General features: G+C 40.9%; 11 protein-coding genes and 2 pseudogenes. 6 read left to right on the forward strand and 7 right to left on the reverse strand.

Features of this window, described 5'->3' with window-relative positions; all coding sequences use genetic code 11:
* Positions 1 to 78: 78 nt before the first annotated feature.
* The 5 genes from GNIT_RS04375 to GNIT_RS04395 form a co-directional block, all read right to left on the reverse strand.
* On the reverse strand, positions 79 to 561 hold the full coding sequence (locus GNIT_RS04375; RefSeq protein WP_014107931.1) for a group I truncated hemoglobin: 483 nt from the start codon (positions 559 to 561) through the stop codon (positions 79 to 81).
* A complete protein-coding gene (locus GNIT_RS04380; RefSeq protein ID WP_014107932.1) occupies positions 561 to 1,403 on the reverse strand; it encodes a DUF3034 family protein in 843 nt (280 codons plus the stop codon). Before GNIT_RS04380 ends, GNIT_RS04375 begins: the two co-directional genes overlap by 1 nt.
* A 36-nt stretch (positions 1,404 to 1,439) precedes the next feature.
* Positions 1,440 to 3,749, reverse strand: coding sequence for a bifunctional diguanylate cyclase/phosphodiesterase (locus GNIT_RS04385; protein WP_014107933.1), 2,310 nt, complete (start codon positions 3,747 to 3,749; stop codon positions 1,440 to 1,442).
* A gap of 17 nt (positions 3,750 to 3,766) precedes the next feature.
* On the reverse strand, positions 3,767 to 4,438 hold the full coding sequence (locus GNIT_RS04390; RefSeq protein ID WP_014107934.1) for a cupredoxin domain-containing protein: 672 nt from the start codon (positions 4,436 to 4,438) through the stop codon (positions 3,767 to 3,769).
* Positions 4,439 to 4,567: 129 nt separating this feature from the next.
* Positions 4,568 to 6,661, reverse strand: a complete 2,094-nt coding sequence (locus GNIT_RS04395) for a putative bifunctional diguanylate cyclase/phosphodiesterase (RefSeq protein WP_014107935.1) — start codon at positions 6,659 to 6,661, stop codon at positions 4,568 to 4,570.
* A gap of 249 nt (positions 6,662 to 6,910) precedes the next feature.
* Between GNIT_RS04395 and GNIT_RS04400 the strand changes: the two genes are divergently transcribed.
* From GNIT_RS04400 to GNIT_RS04410, 3 genes are all read left to right on the forward strand, one after another.
* Complete coding sequence (locus tag GNIT_RS04400; protein ID WP_014107936.1) at positions 6,911 to 7,453, forward strand: PH domain-containing protein; 543 nt, start codon at positions 6,911 to 6,913, stop codon at positions 7,451 to 7,453.
* Positions 7,446 to 9,020 (forward strand): PH domain-containing protein, encoded by a 1,575-nt coding sequence (locus tag GNIT_RS04405; protein ID WP_014107937.1) that lies wholly within the window; start codon positions 7,446 to 7,448, stop codon positions 9,018 to 9,020. The genes GNIT_RS04400 and GNIT_RS04405 overlap by 8 nt, the downstream gene beginning before the upstream one ends.
* Positions 9,021 to 9,169: 149 nt before the next feature.
* The gene (locus tag GNIT_RS04410; protein ID WP_148261687.1) at positions 9,170 to 10,183 is read left to right on the forward strand and encodes a GGDEF domain-containing protein; all 1,014 of its coding nucleotides are present in this window, start codon (positions 9,170 to 9,172) and stop codon (positions 10,181 to 10,183) included.
* Positions 10,184 to 10,273: 90 nt separating this feature from the next.
* On the opposite strand, the pseudogene GNIT_RS04415 reads toward GNIT_RS04410, so the two are convergent.
* Positions 10,274 to 10,657, reverse strand: a pseudogene (locus tag GNIT_RS04415) (carboxymuconolactone decarboxylase family protein); the annotation flags it as partial.
* Between the two features lie 165 nt (positions 10,658 to 10,822).
* Here GNIT_RS04415 and GNIT_RS17630 point away from each other — a divergent pair.
* The 3 genes and pseudogenes from GNIT_RS17630 to GNIT_RS04425 all read left to right on the forward strand — a co-directional run bounded on the left by GNIT_RS17630 (position 10,823) and on the right by GNIT_RS04425 (position 15,040).
* Complete coding sequence (locus GNIT_RS17630; RefSeq protein ID WP_014107940.1) at positions 10,823 to 14,182, forward strand: EAL domain-containing protein; 3,360 nt, start codon at positions 10,823 to 10,825, stop codon at positions 14,180 to 14,182.
* 68 nt (positions 14,183 to 14,250) lie between these two features.
* Positions 14,251 to 14,367 (forward strand): annotated as a pseudogene (locus tag GNIT_RS18520) (IS6 family transposase); the annotation flags it as partial.
* 85 nt (positions 14,368 to 14,452) lie between these two features.
* The gene (locus GNIT_RS04425; protein ID WP_014107941.1) at positions 14,453 to 15,040 is read left to right on the forward strand and encodes a gamma-glutamylcyclotransferase; all 588 of its coding nucleotides are present in this window, start codon (positions 14,453 to 14,455) and stop codon (positions 15,038 to 15,040) included.
* 210 nt (positions 15,041 to 15,250) lie between these two features.
* Here GNIT_RS04425 and GNIT_RS04430 read toward each other — a convergent pair whose 3' ends face one another.
* Positions 15,251 to 16,795, reverse strand: coding sequence for a leucyl aminopeptidase family protein (locus GNIT_RS04430; protein WP_014107942.1), 1,545 nt, complete (start codon positions 16,793 to 16,795; stop codon positions 15,251 to 15,253).
* Between the last annotated feature and the right edge of the window lie 492 nt (positions 16,796 to 17,287).

Genomic DNA, 17,287 nt, shown 5'->3' on the forward strand with positions numbered 1-17,287 from the left:
CGACAGTGTATTTCAAACGACATAAGCATACCAATATCTCTGCTAATCACCTTATCATAAGGCAGTTGGTTGACTTTATTAGCGATAAAGCATTTGTTTTCTGGTTTTCGCCATTTCGTTCAGCAAACGGTTTTGTACATTGTGAGGAATATCCGCTTTGTCCATCGCATTGATGAATAAGTCGACACCATGGTTAAAGTTGGCCTCTGTTATATTCATTCCAGTATGAACCTGCTCCATACTATCACCCGTGTACGTGCAAGGACCTTGAGCCATTACACATAGTTGCTCAGAAAGCTTCTCTTTAAAACGTTGCATGTTGCTGTCTTTGAAGAATGCGTAGGTTTCTTGATCGAATGCGATTTCGTTAATAAAGTTGTCAACAATTTCATCTATCTTCGCTTTACCACCTAAGGTTTGATATAAATTATCCGAGCTAGATACTACGCTAGAAGACGCCGAGGTGGTGGGCGTCGCGCAACCGGTTATTGCCACCAGGCAAAGCCCTAAGAATGTGATACAGACCACGCTTTTATTCAATTTGAGTTGAGTTTTACGCATTATAAATGTCCATTAATTGAAAAATATAAACCATTTTGATCAGGAGCACCTGCAATAGTGCCAAGCTTTGTGTATGCCGCGGTTATAGAAACCGACTTGCTAGGAATGTAAGTTACAAAGAAGTCGATCCAATCATCTTCCTTTAAGCCTAGGTTATCTGGTTTTTGACGATACTCTACGCCAACGGCTAAATGCCGAGAGAATAAGATGCCGGCTGACGCTTCGAGCATCACTTTATAGCTGTCATTGCCTTGACCACCAAAGCCCAAAAGGCCTAATTCATTCGCTTTGGTTGCTCTCGCGGTTACATTCCATACTGCGTTATAACCGGCTATAGCGCCTAAGTGAATCTTAGTTGCCGCAAGATAAATGTCGGTACCCGACGTGTCTTTGGCTCCTAAGGCGTTTGCAATTGCTTTGTCTTCAAGCATTTTGTGTTGAACACCAAGGCTTATTTGCGGTAATTCCGAATAAACAGCATCGCCATATAATTTGTACTTTGCACCGACAATATTCATTTTAATGTCGCCGCCAAGTGTTTTTAAGTCAAGACGTTGATGCCCAAGGCTAAGTTCAAGCTTGTCATAGAAGGACGCGCTTACCGCTTGAACATTCAGTCGATAATCTTCTAAATCAACCTGTGAGAGTGCCGCAGATACAGATATTTGGTCTTGACTGTCATAACCTGAGAGTGTTGCCCAAGGCACTATACCACCGCCTCCGGCTCCTTCTATCTGGCTCAAGCCGGCAGTTGCGAGTAATTTTCCATCGTTGGCGTGTATTGTTGTAGAACCCAGAGTAGCAAAGAGTGCTAGCGAGAGAAATAAATGTTTATACGGCATAAGGATCTCACTGATAAATTTTATAAAAATTGAACGTTAATACTTGTATTCTTTAAACCACTTCACGAAGCTTGCGGCATCAATTGGACGACAAATGTGGTAACCCTGAGCCCATTCGCAGCCATAGTCGTCAAGTAGCTCAAGTGAGTTCTGATTTTCTACACCCTCAGCCACTATTTCCATACCGAATTGGTGGGCTAGCAAAACAACACTTTGGACGATGTTTTGATCAGAAACCTGCTCATCTAGTTTTAGCACAAAGCTTTTATCTATTTTCAGGATATCGGCAGGCAATTGGCTTAAATATGAGAGTGATGAGTAGCCCGTACCAAAGTCATCAATGGCTATTTTGAACCCTGCGTCGCGCATTATTGTTAGTTGTTGAACCGCCTCACTTAAATTTTTCACCAAGTGCCCCTCGGTCATCTCGAACGATAATACGCTGGGCGGCAAGTCGTAGGCGTTTAATAGCGATAATATCGTCGGCAATAACTCAGCGTTCATGACATCCTGAGCCGATATATTGATGGCAACGGTTACGTCGATTCCTTGCGCTCTAAAGCTTTGTATATCTTGAATTGCTTGGTGATATACCCAAGCGGTAATTTCACCGATAAAGCCAGCGTGTTCAGCTACGGCGATAAAATCTTCTGGTGATACAAAGCCAAGCTCCGCATTATTCCAGCGGATCAATGCCTCAACTGCTGTGACTTTTTTGTGCACTAGGTTTAATTTTGGTTGATAAAATAGAGCCAATTCGCCCTTAGTGTTTGAGAGTTCTTTCTTCAGCTCAGTAATGATAGACAAGCGCCGCGTATACTTTTCTTCTAATCCAGCACTAAAATGTAATATAAATTGGCGGGTAATTTGCGCTTCATCAATAACAATATTCATGCGCCTAAACAACTCACTCGGCGAATGCGTCTCCGATGGACAATTAATAACGCCCATTGCAACCGTCATAGGAATACTTAAATCGCCGCTAAGCACGTCGCCATCGATCTGTGTTTTTATAACCTTGAGTTCTTCTTCAGTTAAAATTTTGTCAGGTACCCAGAGTAATTCTCCGCCCGTTAAGCGTGCCGATAATCCGCCTAGACTTGTTACACGGCGGGCTAATTCTTGCAAACACAAGTCACCATTGTGATAACCAAAAGTGTCATTAACGCCTCTGAACCCAAATATGTTAATACCAATCGCTTGGAAGGTATCTTTATTCTCAAACTTTTTATCAAGCAAGGTTTCAGCATGATTGCGATTGTATAAGGTGGTGAGCACGTCGTGCTGCGCTTGGTATACCACCTTTCTTTCTCGGTCTTGAATGCTTTCCTGCATCGTGTCAAACGCGTGAGAAAGAGTACTTAGTTCAGATGAATGCCAATCAACATCAATTTTTTCATCATAAATGCCGACCGAAATTTTCTCGGCATGATTGGTCAGTGAATGTATGGGTTTGACTAATTTGCGAGAAAACAGCGCACCTAACAAAACGGCAATCAGGATAGCAAGGAGGGCAATCCAGGCAAGACTGGTTTGGAGAGAAATAAAGTCGGCAAAAACAACTTTTACTTCGTTCGACAGCATAATGTCAATTTTCAAGCCTTCTTTGTCTAGAAAAGTAAATCGGGTTGAAATCAGTTTGCTGTCAGCTGAAAACGCTAATAGCGGCAAATACAGTGCGTCAGTATTCTCAATTTGAATGTTCTGAGTGTATTGTTCGGGTTTTAACGTGCTTATTCTGTAAGATTCGTTACCTTCAATATATACAATGAGTGTCGTATCAAGCTGGGTTATCTTTTTTAACTGGTCTGCAAGTAAGCGGTCAATTTCGAAGCCCATTAAAGCAACTGCAATGGGGCGAGGGGCTTTTATGCTAGAAAGTAAAACTTGGTAGAGCTTATTATTGATAGAGAGTATTGAGCTTGAGTTTCCTTCCGATACTGCAGCATCAATGAATTCGGGATAAATAAAGGGAGACTGCGCTTTTATTAGCTCGGGCACACTAGTAATGGTTAGAGCATCAAGTGAAATTAAGGCGGTTAGATCTGCGTTAACCCGTTTGCCGTGATTAGAAAGTACGCTGTCAATTGTCAGTTTGTCTCCAGTTCCTACCGCTCTCTTAAAGCCATAGTCGTCGGTCAATACAGTGACTGAATTCGCTAGCTGTTTTGTGCGATTCTCTAGCACGAGCGTGAGTACGTTGCGCGCAACGTCTAAGTCATTTTTTAGTCTAGCTGCCGCTTGCTCACTAGTCGATTTCCAAACAAAAAGCACGAGAACCAACGTCGTTAGAACGACGATCCCGATAATAAGCTTGTTAATGCGTTTATTTAAAGACTGCTGCATTGTTTATTCGTTATCAATTAGTTACCAAATTTTTTCTTAAAACCAGTGTTAAGCTCTGGTTTCGCAATTTCTAAGCCAAATGGCAAAGTAATACTGTGATTTTTTGTATTACCGGGTAAGCGCACTGTTACTCTCTTTGTTTGCATAGGTGAAAGCTCGGGATGCCACACTGACAACTCTACTTCTGCTGCTGACTTGATATCGTCAGGCAAGGGAATTGACAGCTCTCCAAGTGTATCGGTCATTGCTGTTAATTCGCCACCATTTATATAGATATAACCAATCATATTGTCATGAATATTACAGCCTAGAACCACAACTCCCTCGTTCTTGAAGGAGAGTGGCTTTGCCTCGCTTCCACTAAACAATTGAATTTCAAATTGATTAGGTGACGAAAAGCTATAAACATGGTGTCTTACAGCGTCGCTATTTGGAAAATCAACCATTTGATTTTTTTGGACTACTAATACGTAGGGAGCAAATTGTTTGTCAATTTGGTCCATGATCGCCAGTGCAGTTTGTTCCGCTACCTTAATTTCAGGAAATGAAACCACGGCATTCGCGACAGGTGTACCATTTTTATCGAGAATTTTAAGGTCAAGTGCCTTCGCAATTGGAATTTGACTCATCAATATTACGACAAATGCGGTAACGATTTGTCTGTTTATTTGTCTATTTTTAAGCAACATGGATTCTCGATAACAATACAATTGGCATATACAATAACAAATTACCTCAGCGTTCTAGAATCAATACTAATAATAAGGTATGAAAGTTTATATTTAGTATTAAATAAAAAAGCCTGTTGATTGATGTTCTTACCTCATGAAGGGAAGTACTCTCTTACTCTCTTTTTTATATGGCACTGCTAGTAACGTTGGCAGATCTGTAGGTTTTCCGAACAAATAACCCTGCAGCTGATGGCAACCGTGGGCAACTAAGAAGTCCATTTGCTGACGTGTTTCTACACCCTCTGCGCATATATTCAGATTGAGCTGCTTCGCCATTTCAATCACCGTTTTAGTGACGAGTGTACTGCGTTTTGATATCCCCAAATTATCTACAAATTGTTTGTCAATTTTGAGTGTATTTAGCTGGATTTGTGTTAAATAACTTAGTGACGAATAACCTGTGCCAAAGTCATCGAGAGCAATAGATGAACCAAGCGTTCTAATATTCTCGAAGAAGGCGTTAGCCATATCGAAGTTTTCAAGGTATGTCGACTCGGTCACTTCAAACTCAATGCATTTAGGATTGATCATATGACGCGCGTAAAGTGACGTAATAAGCTCTAAGATTTTAGCATTCTTTAAGTCATGGGCGGATAAATTGAGCGCAATCACGGTATCTTCGCCAAAATGCTCAAGGATACTTGCGTAGTTAAACATCACTTCTTTTAGGAGCCACTCTGTGATTTGATTTATTTTACCGCTTTGCTCTGCGATCATAATGAATTCGTCAGGTGAGACCAGACCAAGTTCATCGCTACTCCATCGAAGCAAGGCTTCAAAACCAACAATTTGTTCATCCGCATTAACTTTGGGTTGATAATAAACTTGGAATTCGTTGTTTCGTAAACCAGACACAATGCTATTAGCAATAATAAGCCGGCGTCTGTTGTCTTCCATCATGGCAGGGATAAAAATAGTGTGTTTGTTTTTGCCTTCCACTTTTGATTTATACATTGCCACATCAGCATTACTGACAAAGTCGCTTAGATTGTATTTAGCATCAGTTGCGCGCGCAATACCAATGCTCACACTGATCAATATCTCCCAGTCGCTAATATAAAATGGCTTACTAATTTCCTTGATAATACGCTCTGCAATGTCAGTCACAACAAAGTCATTCGGATCGTTGTAAAGTAAAATAAGGAACTCATCGCCACCAAGACGGGCAATCAAATCACCATGGCGTAAAAACCGTTGCGTGCGTTTACTGGCTTCAATAAGCAGCTTGTCACCTACTTCATGACCATGGGTGTCGTTAACGCCTTTGAAACCATCAAGATCAAAGTACATGAGCACCATATCATCGTTTTCGCCCTCAGCTTGGCTCAATGATTTACGCAAAGTTTCCATAAAAAACTGGCGATTAGGTAAACCGGTTAAGCTATCAAAATTGGCTAGCCTTTCCATATCTTTACGCTGCTGCATTAGTTGTTGAGTGTAGTGCTTATTTTTGATCTCTTCGTCATGAATAGTATCCATCATACTGCTCATTTCATTGCTCAAGTCGGTAACTTCTTGCTTACCATGGACTTTAATATCGATACTGTAGTCGTTAGTTTGTTTGATTTGATGAGCTAAACGAGCCAGTTTTTGGAAGGGCAACAGCATCTTACTATTCAGCCATAAAGACAGTGCGATACCAATACCGATAACGATAATGGTTAGAGGGAGCACATTTTTCATTAGTGCAATTTTGCTTCGATCTAGAGGGTTTTGCAGGTCATTGGCTATTAACAAATAACCGAGTGGAAACGCTACTTCACCTATGAGCTTTTTAGCATATAGTTGGCCTTTACTTGTCGACATTCCGATCTCGAGTTCGCGGAGTTGTTCTGTATCGACACTTAAATTTGGCCTGCCGATTTCCTGCAGAGGCTTTCCTGCATGAAACTCGATTTCTTTAAAATCTTTATCAACAACAATCGCAAAGTCCACGTTTTCGTATTCCGTTAATTCCAGCAGCGCTTTAGTCACCTCGAGTTTGTCTATATTCGATGCCCCTAATATAGTGAACAAATCTTCGGCCATGTTATTCGATAAGCCATCAAGGTTGCTGGTAACTGCTTCACTATAGAGTTCTTCGTGTTGAAAAATTGCAAAGCTCAAGACAGCGGCACACAAACTCGCAATAGCCAAACTATTGAAAGCGGTAAGGGTGGAGCGGATTGTTTTAAATATCATAAAATCATTATAAAGACGCGTTCAAAAATTAACAGCCAATCTCAGTTTTAGAGCGTATGCGTTAATATAGAATGGTATAAATAACTGGGGTTTACGTTGGTTTAGTGCTTGCCTATGTACCTAACATGCATAAATGTCGGGCTGTGTTGATAAATTCATAAGCGACAATTGTACAAATGAAAAAATTTCCATCAAACTGAGCGCTAGTTATTGGATGAAAGCAAAAACGAATTTAGCAAAGGATAGATAATGAGTAATGAAATAGTGTCAAATCAACAGGTCGAGCTGTTGGGGACATGCAACGTTGAAGACATGAAACTGCAGGCCTTGTCTCCAAAATACCGCACGTTAAATATTATTGTGTCTTTGGTTATTGGCTTCGTTATTATTGGAATTCTAGTTTTATTAGCAGTACAGCCTTTCATTTCAATGCCAGAAAAGTATCTCAATTATTACCATATTGTCGTTTTTGCTGTTGTTTTCTTAACGCTCTGGTCTGTGCTGTACAGCTTCTTTGCTGATCCGAAGAAGCAATATGCACTGCGAGAGTTTGATGTGCATTTTCAATCGGGCTTGCTATTTTTTCGCACAGTGAGTCAGCCAATCATGCGGATCCAACATATCGAAATAGAGCGCGGGCCATTAGAGCGCAGCGCTGGTTTAGCCACGTTACAAGTATTCAGCGCTGGTGGGGCTCATCATACTTTTGAAATCCCAGGTTTGACGTATGAAAAAGCAATCGAACTACGTCAATTTATTCTGAATCACAAGGATGTTAGTCAAAATGGATAATGGCGAGCTGTCTGAAACCAAGGTAGATAACCAGCAAGTTGCTGAACTGCAAAGTGAAGAGTGGAATCGACTTTCGCCGATCAGTATCGTCTACTTTGCTGTGAGCTCTATTTTCGCTTTTGCAAATACTTTGTTTTATCTGATACCTGTTCTTGCGCTCAACTTCAACAAAATTAAAGAGCAGCCCTTGATTGTCGTTGCTGTGGCATTGACAGTTTTACTTGTATTTTTTGTGATGGGTGTGATGAATTACTGGTTCTATCGTTTTAGAGTTGGCGCTAATCGAATAGAGATCAAACAAGGTGTTTTTAAAAAGTCACACATTGATTTGCCTTTTGAACGAATTCAAAATGTTAAGTTATCTCAGCCGCTATATTATAGGTTTAATGACTATTCTTGTATTGAGTTAGATACTGCAGGTAGTGCAAAACAAGAGGCAAAAATCGTTGCGCTAAAAACACATCTCGCTGAACAATTCCGGCTCCAGATACTTGAAACAGCTAATGAAGTGCACGCCGATGAGGGGGGGGCAGGGGAAGTTATAGATAAAGCTTCAAATGAAGTGATATTAAATCGTCGAAGCATGCGCGATCTCGTGATCCATGGCTTAACAAACAATCGCATCTGGATTTTTCTCGGGGCACTCGCGCCTTTTTACAACGCTATTTCGGATGTTTTAGCTCAGTTTTTTGAATCAATCGGCTTTGATGCTGAAGCTTATTTTAGTATAGAAACTCAGGCTTGGTGGGAGTTGGGTTTGCATGTGCTGTCTGTAGCTATGTTAATTATGCTCGTTGTCGTTTTGTTATCCGTTGTTGGCGCTATTTTAATGTTTTATAAATACACATTAAGTAAAACCAGTGACCGCTATATTAGACGCTCAGGTTTACTCACCAAGCATGAGGTGAGTATGAAGTTAAGTCGAATCCAAATAATGGTGCAAGCGCAGGACTGGCTTGATCTAATCTTAGGAAGGGTTAATTTATCATTTGAGCAAAATACATCGGGGGCTGCGAACGCGAATAAATCAGGCGAGCATATGGCGAATAAGCTGCTTGTTCCCTCTGTAACCGTTGATGAATCACTAGCGTTGATGCAAGACGCGATGCCTACACAAAAGCTGGGAGAACAAACGTTCAAGCCGATCTCCAAGCGCTATATACTGCGAAGCTTTCTCTTTATTGCGCTCCCTGCTGCGGCCTTAGTATTTATTGCGATGTTTCAAAAAGAACCGATGACGGCATCGGTTTCTGCCGCTTTTGTGCTTGGCTTTATCACTGCACTGTCAGTAATAAGATGGAAGCGCTGGGGTTACAGCTATGACAATGAATATTTTTATCTTCGAAAAGGCTTTTTGGGCGTGAATTATTACTGTTTTCCAATGCATAAAGTGCAACAAGTGCAATTTAAACAAAATATATTCATTCGACAATACCGATTGGCAACATTCAAAGTGGTATTAGCCTCTGGGGCAAAGTTCGTTCCCTACATGCCTGCAAAAGAGGTGCAAAGCATAACTAATCGTATATTAAGTCAGCTCGTTGTTGATAAACGCTCTTGGATGTAAAAATTCGATGAATTTTTGAGTGCTAGTTTAGTGTGTAGTTAGTAGACAGGAGTAGATAAAATACTGTACCTTGTCTGCGCTAAGAGTTTTGCTTGTAATTCGATAGGGTCTCCGAATTACAACTAATCAACAAGGATTGTTTGCGCAGCGTGAAAATTACAAACTCAAAACATAATGCCGACTCGGCAATCATTCTTTTTATCAGTGGTTCAATCACGCTTTGTCTGTTGCCATTTTGTGTCATTAGAATTATGCAGGGCGATTGGCCCGTAGCAGCATTGAATGTTTCCATTACGACCTTAGCTTTCGCCCTGTTTTGTTATGTTTATTTCACCTATAGAACACTCATTGCGCGCTGGGGTTTATCGTTATTAAGCATGAGTGCTATGCTAATAACTATACATCTCAAAGGTGCGGAGCAAATCCTTTGGCTTTACCCTGCGTTGACGACTGTTTTTTATATGCTCTCAGCTCACTTTGCCGCAGTGGTGGGCATGATATGCCTTGTCGCGGCGTTTATCATAATCTACCCGGATGTAAATTCATTGTATTTACTTACTATCGCAGCTACGGCAGCAATTACATTTGTGTTCTCATATGCGTTTTCGTTGAAAATGCACAAAAAAGCCTACTTCTTTCGCAACGAGTCAGAAACTGATCCGCTAACGGGCTTGGGTAACCGCCGAGCCCTTGATAGTAAACTTGCAGAAATAACTAAAAAAATCAAAACGAAGTCGCTGACATCTTGTTCATTACTGTTGCTTGATATCGACAACTTTAAAAATATTAATGATACCTTCGGGCACAAATGTGGTGACCAAGTACTTGAAGCGTTTGCTAACGTACTGCTGAAAGGAATTAGAGGCAAAGATAGCGCTTATCGCTTTGGTGGTGAAGAGTTTGTGATTATATTGACAGACACGCCACTAGAAGGCGCCTTAACGTTAGCGAAAAATCTTCTCAAAGATATCGAGACGACACAGTGGGATATGCTAGAAAATAAAGTGCTTACATCATCTGGCGGAGTGGCTGAACTAGATGGCACTGAAGCATCTTATGAGTGGATTTCGCGCGCCGACCGAGCGCTTTATGAAGCTAAAAATGCGGGACGTAATAGAATTGTGGCCGATAGTTCTAATTTGGATGATTGCGCTGTGGCCTAGCAACAGGACTTTCATCTGCATATTATCACACTGTTCATAGGCACAATAAAAGGGCAGCCGAAGCTGCCTTTTATTAGTAGAAAATCTTCATTATTTTATGAATTTTTTAAATGCTTCGTCTACTGGCGTATCAGCAAGGTGGTTAGTGTAGTTACTCATCACCTTTTGAGATAAGCCTAAAATAATTTCAAGCAACTGTTGCTTTCCGTAACCCGCTGCAAAAAACTTTTCAATTTGTTTGTCGCTAATTACACCGCGTTCGCGTGTGACTGCTAATGTCGTTTCACGTAAAGCTTCTAGTTTAGGATCCGCTAGAGGTGTTTTATTTACAAGTGCATCAACGATATCTTGATCAACCTTCATCGACGCCGCAATTCCGCTGTGTGCTGGTACGCAGTAATGGCAATCGTGCTCAACATTAATTGACTGCCATACGACGGTTAGCTCTTCAGCGTTTAAGGATGTTTTAACAAAGAATGCCCACTTACAACTCATCCTATTTTTATTTGAAATTGATAGGCAAATCGGTTTTAACTGTCCGTTTCTTTGATCTAGATCTTTGAAATGAAAAAGTCAGTTGATTAGGAAAGGCTTGTAGCTTACTGTTTCTTATCTTTAGACAACAGTTTTTAAAAATCTATGACTGAGACGATGACGGTTAGAAAGCAATGGGGCCTTTATACGGTTCTCATTCTTGCCGGAATTCTCGGTAATTATTTCAAATATCCCTTATTTCTAAGTATCGATTTTCTTTTCGGTAGTATATTTGCTTTTTTAGCCTTGCAATTCTTCGGATTGAAATGGGGCTTACTTGCTTCTTCTCTTATTGCCTCAGTGACTTATCTTCATTGGGGTCATCCTTATGCGATTGTGATATTCACATCAGAGATCCTAATCGCCGCCTTATTGCTGCGTAAAATAAAAATAAACGTTATTTTATCTGACGCGATTTATTGGCTCTTTGTCGGCCTTCCTATGGTGTATTTTTTCTATAACCAAATTATGGGGATCTCGCTGGATAGCGTCTATGTTGTTATGGCTAAGCAGGCGGTCAACGGAATTAGCAATGTGCTTATTGCGCGAGTTATTTATCTTATTTATGCTTATTTGAGTCGTCGTAATACGGCGTCGTTTAGAGAAGTTATTTATTACAGCCTTATTTTTTGCTTAGCCGCTCCGATGCTACTGTTTTTGTCTATTGAAAGCCGCACCGATCTGAATAAGTTAGAGGATGACGTACAGCAAGTATTAATAGATGAACGGAGGAATATGGAACAACTGCTGTCAGTTTGGGTTTCAGGCCGACTTGACAGTTCCTCTCAACTGGCATTATTGGCGAACTCATTACCAATAGAACAACTCCAAAGTCGCTTGGAGCAAGCGCTAGGTTTTGACCAGAACTTTGCCTCTTTCGGCTTTATTAACAAGCAAGGTAAGAGCGTCTATTTTGCGCCCAAAGGAGATAAAAAGGGAGTTAGCAATATAGGTAGGGACTTTTCTGAACAAATCGATTTTTCGGCAGCGTCAGACTCTTCACCATTTTTTACTCGAGTGCTCACTGACCTAAACGATACCACTAACCCTGCTGTGGCAATTATTTTACCGTTACGTATAAATGCTGTCTTTGATGGTTATATTGTCGGTTTTCTCAAGGCAGGGCAGATTCAATTGTTTTTAAACTCGGCAGTGCGAGGCGAGGCATCTCACTACATGCTGTTGGACGAGAACTCCAATGTAATGCTTACAAATGACCCTAACCAGCCATTGCTAGCTAACTTTAAACGCGGTGAAGGAGAATTACTCGTCATTAATGATGAAGTATCAAAATGGTTTCCTTCTGATTCATACCAATTGGCAATTAATCGTACGACATCGTCTTACTATATGACTACAGCACAGCTCGGAGGGCCAACAAATTGGACCTTAGAGTTGCAACAATCTGTTGAACCTATACAGCAAGCGCTTAATGAGAGCTCAACCAAGAGATTGGTGCTGTTATTAAAGCTATTATTAATTGGCACCGTGATAGCAGAACTCTTGAGTCGCCAAATTGCAAAGGCTAATGAACAGTTGTTAGAACTTACCTATGATTTGCCCGTTAAATTAGCGTCGAATGAAGTCATAGTATGGCCTGAAAGTAGTTCTGAAGAAATTCATCATTTGATCGGTAATTTTAAGTCGATGGCAGATTCTCTCAAAAAGAAATTTTTTGAAATCAAAATGCTAAACCAATCCCTAGAACTAAAGGTCAAAGCGCGTACTCAAGAGCTCAATACAATTAACAAAAATCTAGTTGCAACACAGAAAGAATTGAGTATTGCAGCCTCGGCTTTTGAGTCTCAAGAGGGTATTTATGTTACGGACGAAAACCAAATAATTTTACGCGTCAATACTGCTTTTTCAGAAATTACAGGTTATACCCACGCAGACGTTTTTGGCCGAACACCTCAGCTATTTGAATCTGAACACCACGACTCTAAATACTACAGTGAAATGCGGGCATCCATCGCAGAAATTGGCCGCTGGCAGGGCGAAATAGTGAATCGTCATAAATCAGGTAAGCTCCAGCCGCTTCTGATGTCTATCACATGCATCAGAAATACAGATGGGGACATTACTAACTACGTTTGTAATATCGCTGATATTAGTCGACGCAAAGAGGCAGAAGAGGAAATCCGTAACCTAGCATTTTTCGATTCACTCACTCAATTACCTAATCGGCGTTTATTAATGGACCGATTAAAGCACGCATTACTGTCATATAAACGCAGTGGCCGCATCGGTGCAGTTCTGTTTATTGACCTTGACGATTTTAAAAGTCTCAACGATACCCTGGGCCACGCGTTAGGTGACAAGCTCTTATGTCAAGTCGCTGAACGCTTAACCTCGTGTGTTAGAGAGGGGGATACTGTTGCAAGGATAGGAGGGGATGAATTTGTCGTGTTAATTGAAAACCTCAGCGAGAATGGAGAGTTAGCAGCAGAATTAACAAAGAGAGTCGCAGAAAAAATTATTAAGTTGCTCAATGAACCATATCTGTTAATGGGTGTGTTGCATCATAGTACTCCGAGCATCGGTGTTTCTATTTTTGACAAGAATTCAACAACAATGGATGAGTTGCTCAGACATGCCGATTTGGCGATGTACCAAGCTAAAGCAGCAGGAAGAAATACATTGAGGTTTTTCGACCCTGAAATGCATGCTGTGCTGTCTACTCGAACAGCACTCGAATCGGACTTACGAATAGCCATTGAACAAGAGCAGTTTTTTCTTTGTTATCAACCGCAGGTTCACGTTGACGGCAAAGTGCAAGGTGTAGAGGCTTTAGTTCGATGGAATCATCCAACTCAGGGGCTATTGTCACCAGCTTCATTCATTAGCTTAGCTGAAGGGAATCAGATGATCGTTCCACTGGGTATATTGATATTAAAGATAGCATGCAAACAGCTAATGGCATGGTCTAGCATCCCTGAACGGCGTGATCTAACTATCTCAGTCAACGTGAGTACCATGCAGTTCCGCCAATTAGACTTCGTGAGCCAAGTATTGAGAGTGCTTGAAAAAACAGGTGCGCCAGCAAATCGTCTGAAAATCGAAATAACAGAAAGTCTACTAATGCAGGATTCCGATCAAATGAGCCAAAAGATGATGTTATTAAAAAATCACGGTGTCAGATTTTCGCTTGATGATTTTGGTACTGGGTTTTCGTCTTTGTCTTACCTTAAACGATTACCGATAGATCAACTAAAAATCGATCAAACTTTTGTGCGCGATGTTTTTACCGACGTGCATGACGCAGCCATTGTTAAAACAATAATCGCTTTAGGTCGGTCTTTGAGCTTTGAGGTAATTGCTGAAGGGGTAGAAACGGTGGAGCAGAAAAACTACCTTACGCAACAAGGATGCTCTTATTTTCAAGGCTATTTTTTCAGCAGGCCACTCAGTATAGAAGCGTTGGAGCAATATATTGATAATATGACAGCAAAGAAATGTGGTTAGCGCGCCTCTAAATCGGCAGATCATTCTTCTTACTATCTGGCTTTATCATACATTTACACTTAGTTTTTGAGTTATCCCACCAAGCTAGTCGATAACAGAAAATGCAGATGAGGAAATTTAAGTCCTAAGGTCAGGCTCAACGATTTATCTCCTGTCATGGTATGATTAATAATCTGTTTAGGCTTGATTGCTATTCAATTCATCCGATCTCGGTAACTTGACAGTACTTAAGTTAGAAATAAGCGTTCAATCAAAAATAAAGTAAATACTATGACTTTCGATACACAATTGCTCAACAAGAGCAGACAAAACTTACAGACATATGATGAGCTGTGGGTTTTTGGTTACGGCTCGTTGATTTATAAAGTTGATTTTGACTATATTGAGCGCAGGCCAGCGAATATTTATGGTTATGAGCGCAGACTTTGGCAAGGAAGTAGCGATCATAGAGGCACAATTGAAAAGCCAGGGCGTGTTGCCACCCTTATTCCATCTAACAAAACAGCATGTTTTGGGATGGCCTATAAAGTTAACCCGACAGTTTTCGAGCATTTAGATCACAGAGAAAAGAACGGCTATCTGCGAGAAGAAATAGAGATAGAGTTCATATCAAGCCCCAACGTCGGACAAACAGTCAGGGGTCTAGTTTATATGGCAAACCCAGAAAACAAAGCATTTTTAGGAGAGGCTAGCATAGACAAACTTGCCATAGAGATACATACAAGTAGAGGACCAAGTGGTGAAAACAAACACTATGTATATGATTTAGCAGAGTCGTTGCGGGAATACGGTGTTAACGACGAGCATATATTGGCCGTTGAGCAAGCTCTGCGAGTGCTAGATTCTAATATAAATTAAAAAGGCTAATGGTTTTATCGAACGTTTACATGCTCTATCTGACAAATTTTCATAAATGAGATAACTCCTGCTTAATAATGATTATTTGTCGTAATTCCTTTTAGCTTTATGTTACGCGGTTTACGCTTAGATATTCGCCCTCGCAGAGGGCAAATATCAGAAGCGCTAGCATTTAATTGGATAAACTAATGACGCCTAAGCAGCGGCTTATCACTTAACTTCATCACGCACAAACTGGTCCATGAACCTTACTCCCCATCCTTGACTGCCTTTTGGTGCTACATCTATATCTGCTTCTAGCCAATCTACACCGGCAATATCTAAATGCACCCAAGGAAGATCATCATCAATAAAGGTAGCAACTACCGCAGCGCCAATACTTGCGCCTGGGTTGCCGGCGCCTGAGTTTTTGATATCAGCAATAGGGGATTCAATTTGCTTAAAGTGATTTTCATGTAAAGGTAGTGGCCAAACATGTTCACCAGAACGTTCGCCGACACTCATCATTTTTGTAGACAGTGCGAAGTCTCTGGTAATCACAGCTGCGTACTCATCACTCAAAGCACGAGCAGCTGAACCGGTAAGGGTTGCAATATTTACCAGCATTCTGGGCTTAAACTTCTGCTGCGCATAATACACTGCATCGGCTAACACTAATCGGCCTTCTGCGTCAGTACTCATTATTTCAATACTTACGCCTTTCATGGTTTCTAATACATCACCAGGGCGGATAGCGTCTTGACTAGGCATGTTCTCGGCCAAGGGCATAAAGCCGACTAAGTTAATATTTTCGCCACGTTGCGCGGCTGCATATAAAGTACCCGCTACGGCAGCAGCGCCGGCTAAATCTGATTTCATCGCCCACATGCCACTGTTTGATTTTAGGCTAATGCCGCCGGTATCGAAGGTAATGCCTTTGCCCACTAGCGCAACGGGCGCCTCAGATTTTTCAGCGCCGTTGTACTGAATGACTAACAGGCGAGGGTCATTAATTGAGCCTTGCCCCACGCCGGCTAAAGCTCCCATATTTAGTTTTTTAATATCGCGCATATCTAGCACGTCTATTTCGATATTCTTCACACCTTTGAATTTGGTTTTGACTACATCAACAAATGCCTGTGGGTACATGTTCTTGCCTGGCTCAGTGGCTAAGTCGCGAGTTAAATGCACCCCTTGAGCAATATAGGCTAAGTCCTTGTTATATAAGTTTGCGGCTTGCTCCGCTTTTGGGGTAAGAAATAATACCTTGGAATTGCCTTCGCTTTTTTTGCTTTTATATTGATCAAAATTATAGTCGCGTAAATGATAACCATAAGCTAAGTGGGCGCTTGGAAATAGCACATCGGTTTCCAAGCCTTCAATATGCATAGTGAAGTCTAGGGTGTTTTTACTTGATTCAAATTTAGCCGCTATTTTTCCACCTAGATTTTGCAGCTCAGGCGCGCTCAAACCGTCATCATCTTGGCTGCCGACTAATAAAATTGACTCAATACCGGCGACCATCTGCAAATGCAATAGGTCACCTTTTTCAGCAGAAAATTTATTCATTTCAATGAGCTTTGTTAATTGGCCGCCAGATGCTTGGTCAATTTCCTTGGCTTTGCCTTGCAAGTTATCTGCGCTATTAATGAATACAACGTGAGATTTCTTGTCAACACTGGCGCTGCTAGCAAAGTTGAAACTTGCGCCAGCTAAACTCTGCGCCGAAAAGCCAAACAAAGCCAGCGAGAAAGCTGTAATACTATTTATCTTCATTTTAATTTCCTAATAATAAAAGCACTTATTAACTGTTCTAGCAAAAGTGTAGTGACTTATTGCTTCAATAAAAATACTGATTAAATTTCGGATAAGCTCGAATTATTCGATGTGATTTGTTTTGCTCTGAGAATATATTGCATGTCTTGTATGCAACAATGGGCAGTTAGCCGACTGTCAGGATTTTTAACGCTACCACAGCGAAGGTCGATTAGCCGCTTTTGCCCCGGCTTGTTATCTCCGGCTGCGCAGCGTTCATTTCTAAATTTTAACAACTCAAGTTACTGAGTTTGTCCCCCAGTCCAGCATTAAAATCAAGTTACAATTTTCAACCCAAAATTCTAAAGGCAAAAATGTTAGAAGGTTAAATCAAAATTTTTATGTCCATGAATTACTTTGTAAAAAAATGCTGACACCCAACCTGCATGTTTAGGATTAGCAAAAGCAGTCTCGACCCCTGACTCTTTCAAACGAAATAAATTTAAGGTATGT

Source organism: Glaciecola nitratireducens FR1064 (assembly GCF_000226565.1).
GTDB classification, from domain to species: Bacteria; Pseudomonadota; Gammaproteobacteria; order Enterobacterales; family Alteromonadaceae; genus Glaciecola; species Glaciecola nitratireducens.

What these genes read in the sequence shown, in the direction of transcription:
- GNIT_RS04375 (WP_014107931.1), bottom strand. Translation starts at nt 561, where the DNA reads ATGCGTAAAACTCAACTCAAATTGAATAAAAGCGTGGTCTGTATCACA.
- GNIT_RS04380 (WP_014107932.1), bottom strand. Translation starts at nt 1,403, where the DNA reads ATGCCGTATAAACATTTATTTCTCTCGCTAGCACTCTTTGCTACTCTG.
- GNIT_RS04385 (WP_014107933.1), bottom strand. Translation starts at nt 3,749, where the DNA reads ATGCAGCAGTCTTTAAATAAACGCATTAACAAGCTTATTATCGGGATC.
- GNIT_RS04390 (WP_014107934.1), bottom strand. Translation starts at nt 4,438, where the DNA reads ATGTTGCTTAAAAATAGACAAATAAACAGACAAATCGTTACCGCATTT.
- GNIT_RS04395 (WP_014107935.1), bottom strand. Translation starts at nt 6,661, where the DNA reads ATGATATTTAAAACAATCCGCTCCACCCTTACCGCTTTCAATAGTTTG.
- GNIT_RS04400 (WP_014107936.1), top strand. Translation starts at nt 6,911, where the DNA reads ATGAGTAATGAAATAGTGTCAAATCAACAGGTCGAGCTGTTGGGGACA.
- GNIT_RS04405 (WP_014107937.1), top strand. Translation starts at nt 7,446, where the DNA reads ATGGATAATGGCGAGCTGTCTGAAACCAAGGTAGATAACCAGCAAGTT.
- GNIT_RS17630 (WP_014107940.1), top strand. Translation starts at nt 10,823, where the DNA reads ATGACTGAGACGATGACGGTTAGAAAGCAATGGGGCCTTTATACGGTT.
- GNIT_RS04425 (WP_014107941.1), top strand. Translation starts at nt 14,453, where the DNA reads ATGACTTTCGATACACAATTGCTCAACAAGAGCAGACAAAACTTACAG.
- GNIT_RS04430 (WP_014107942.1), bottom strand. Translation starts at nt 16,795, where the DNA reads ATGAAGATAAATAGTATTACAGCTTTCTCGCTGGCTTTGTTTGGCTTT.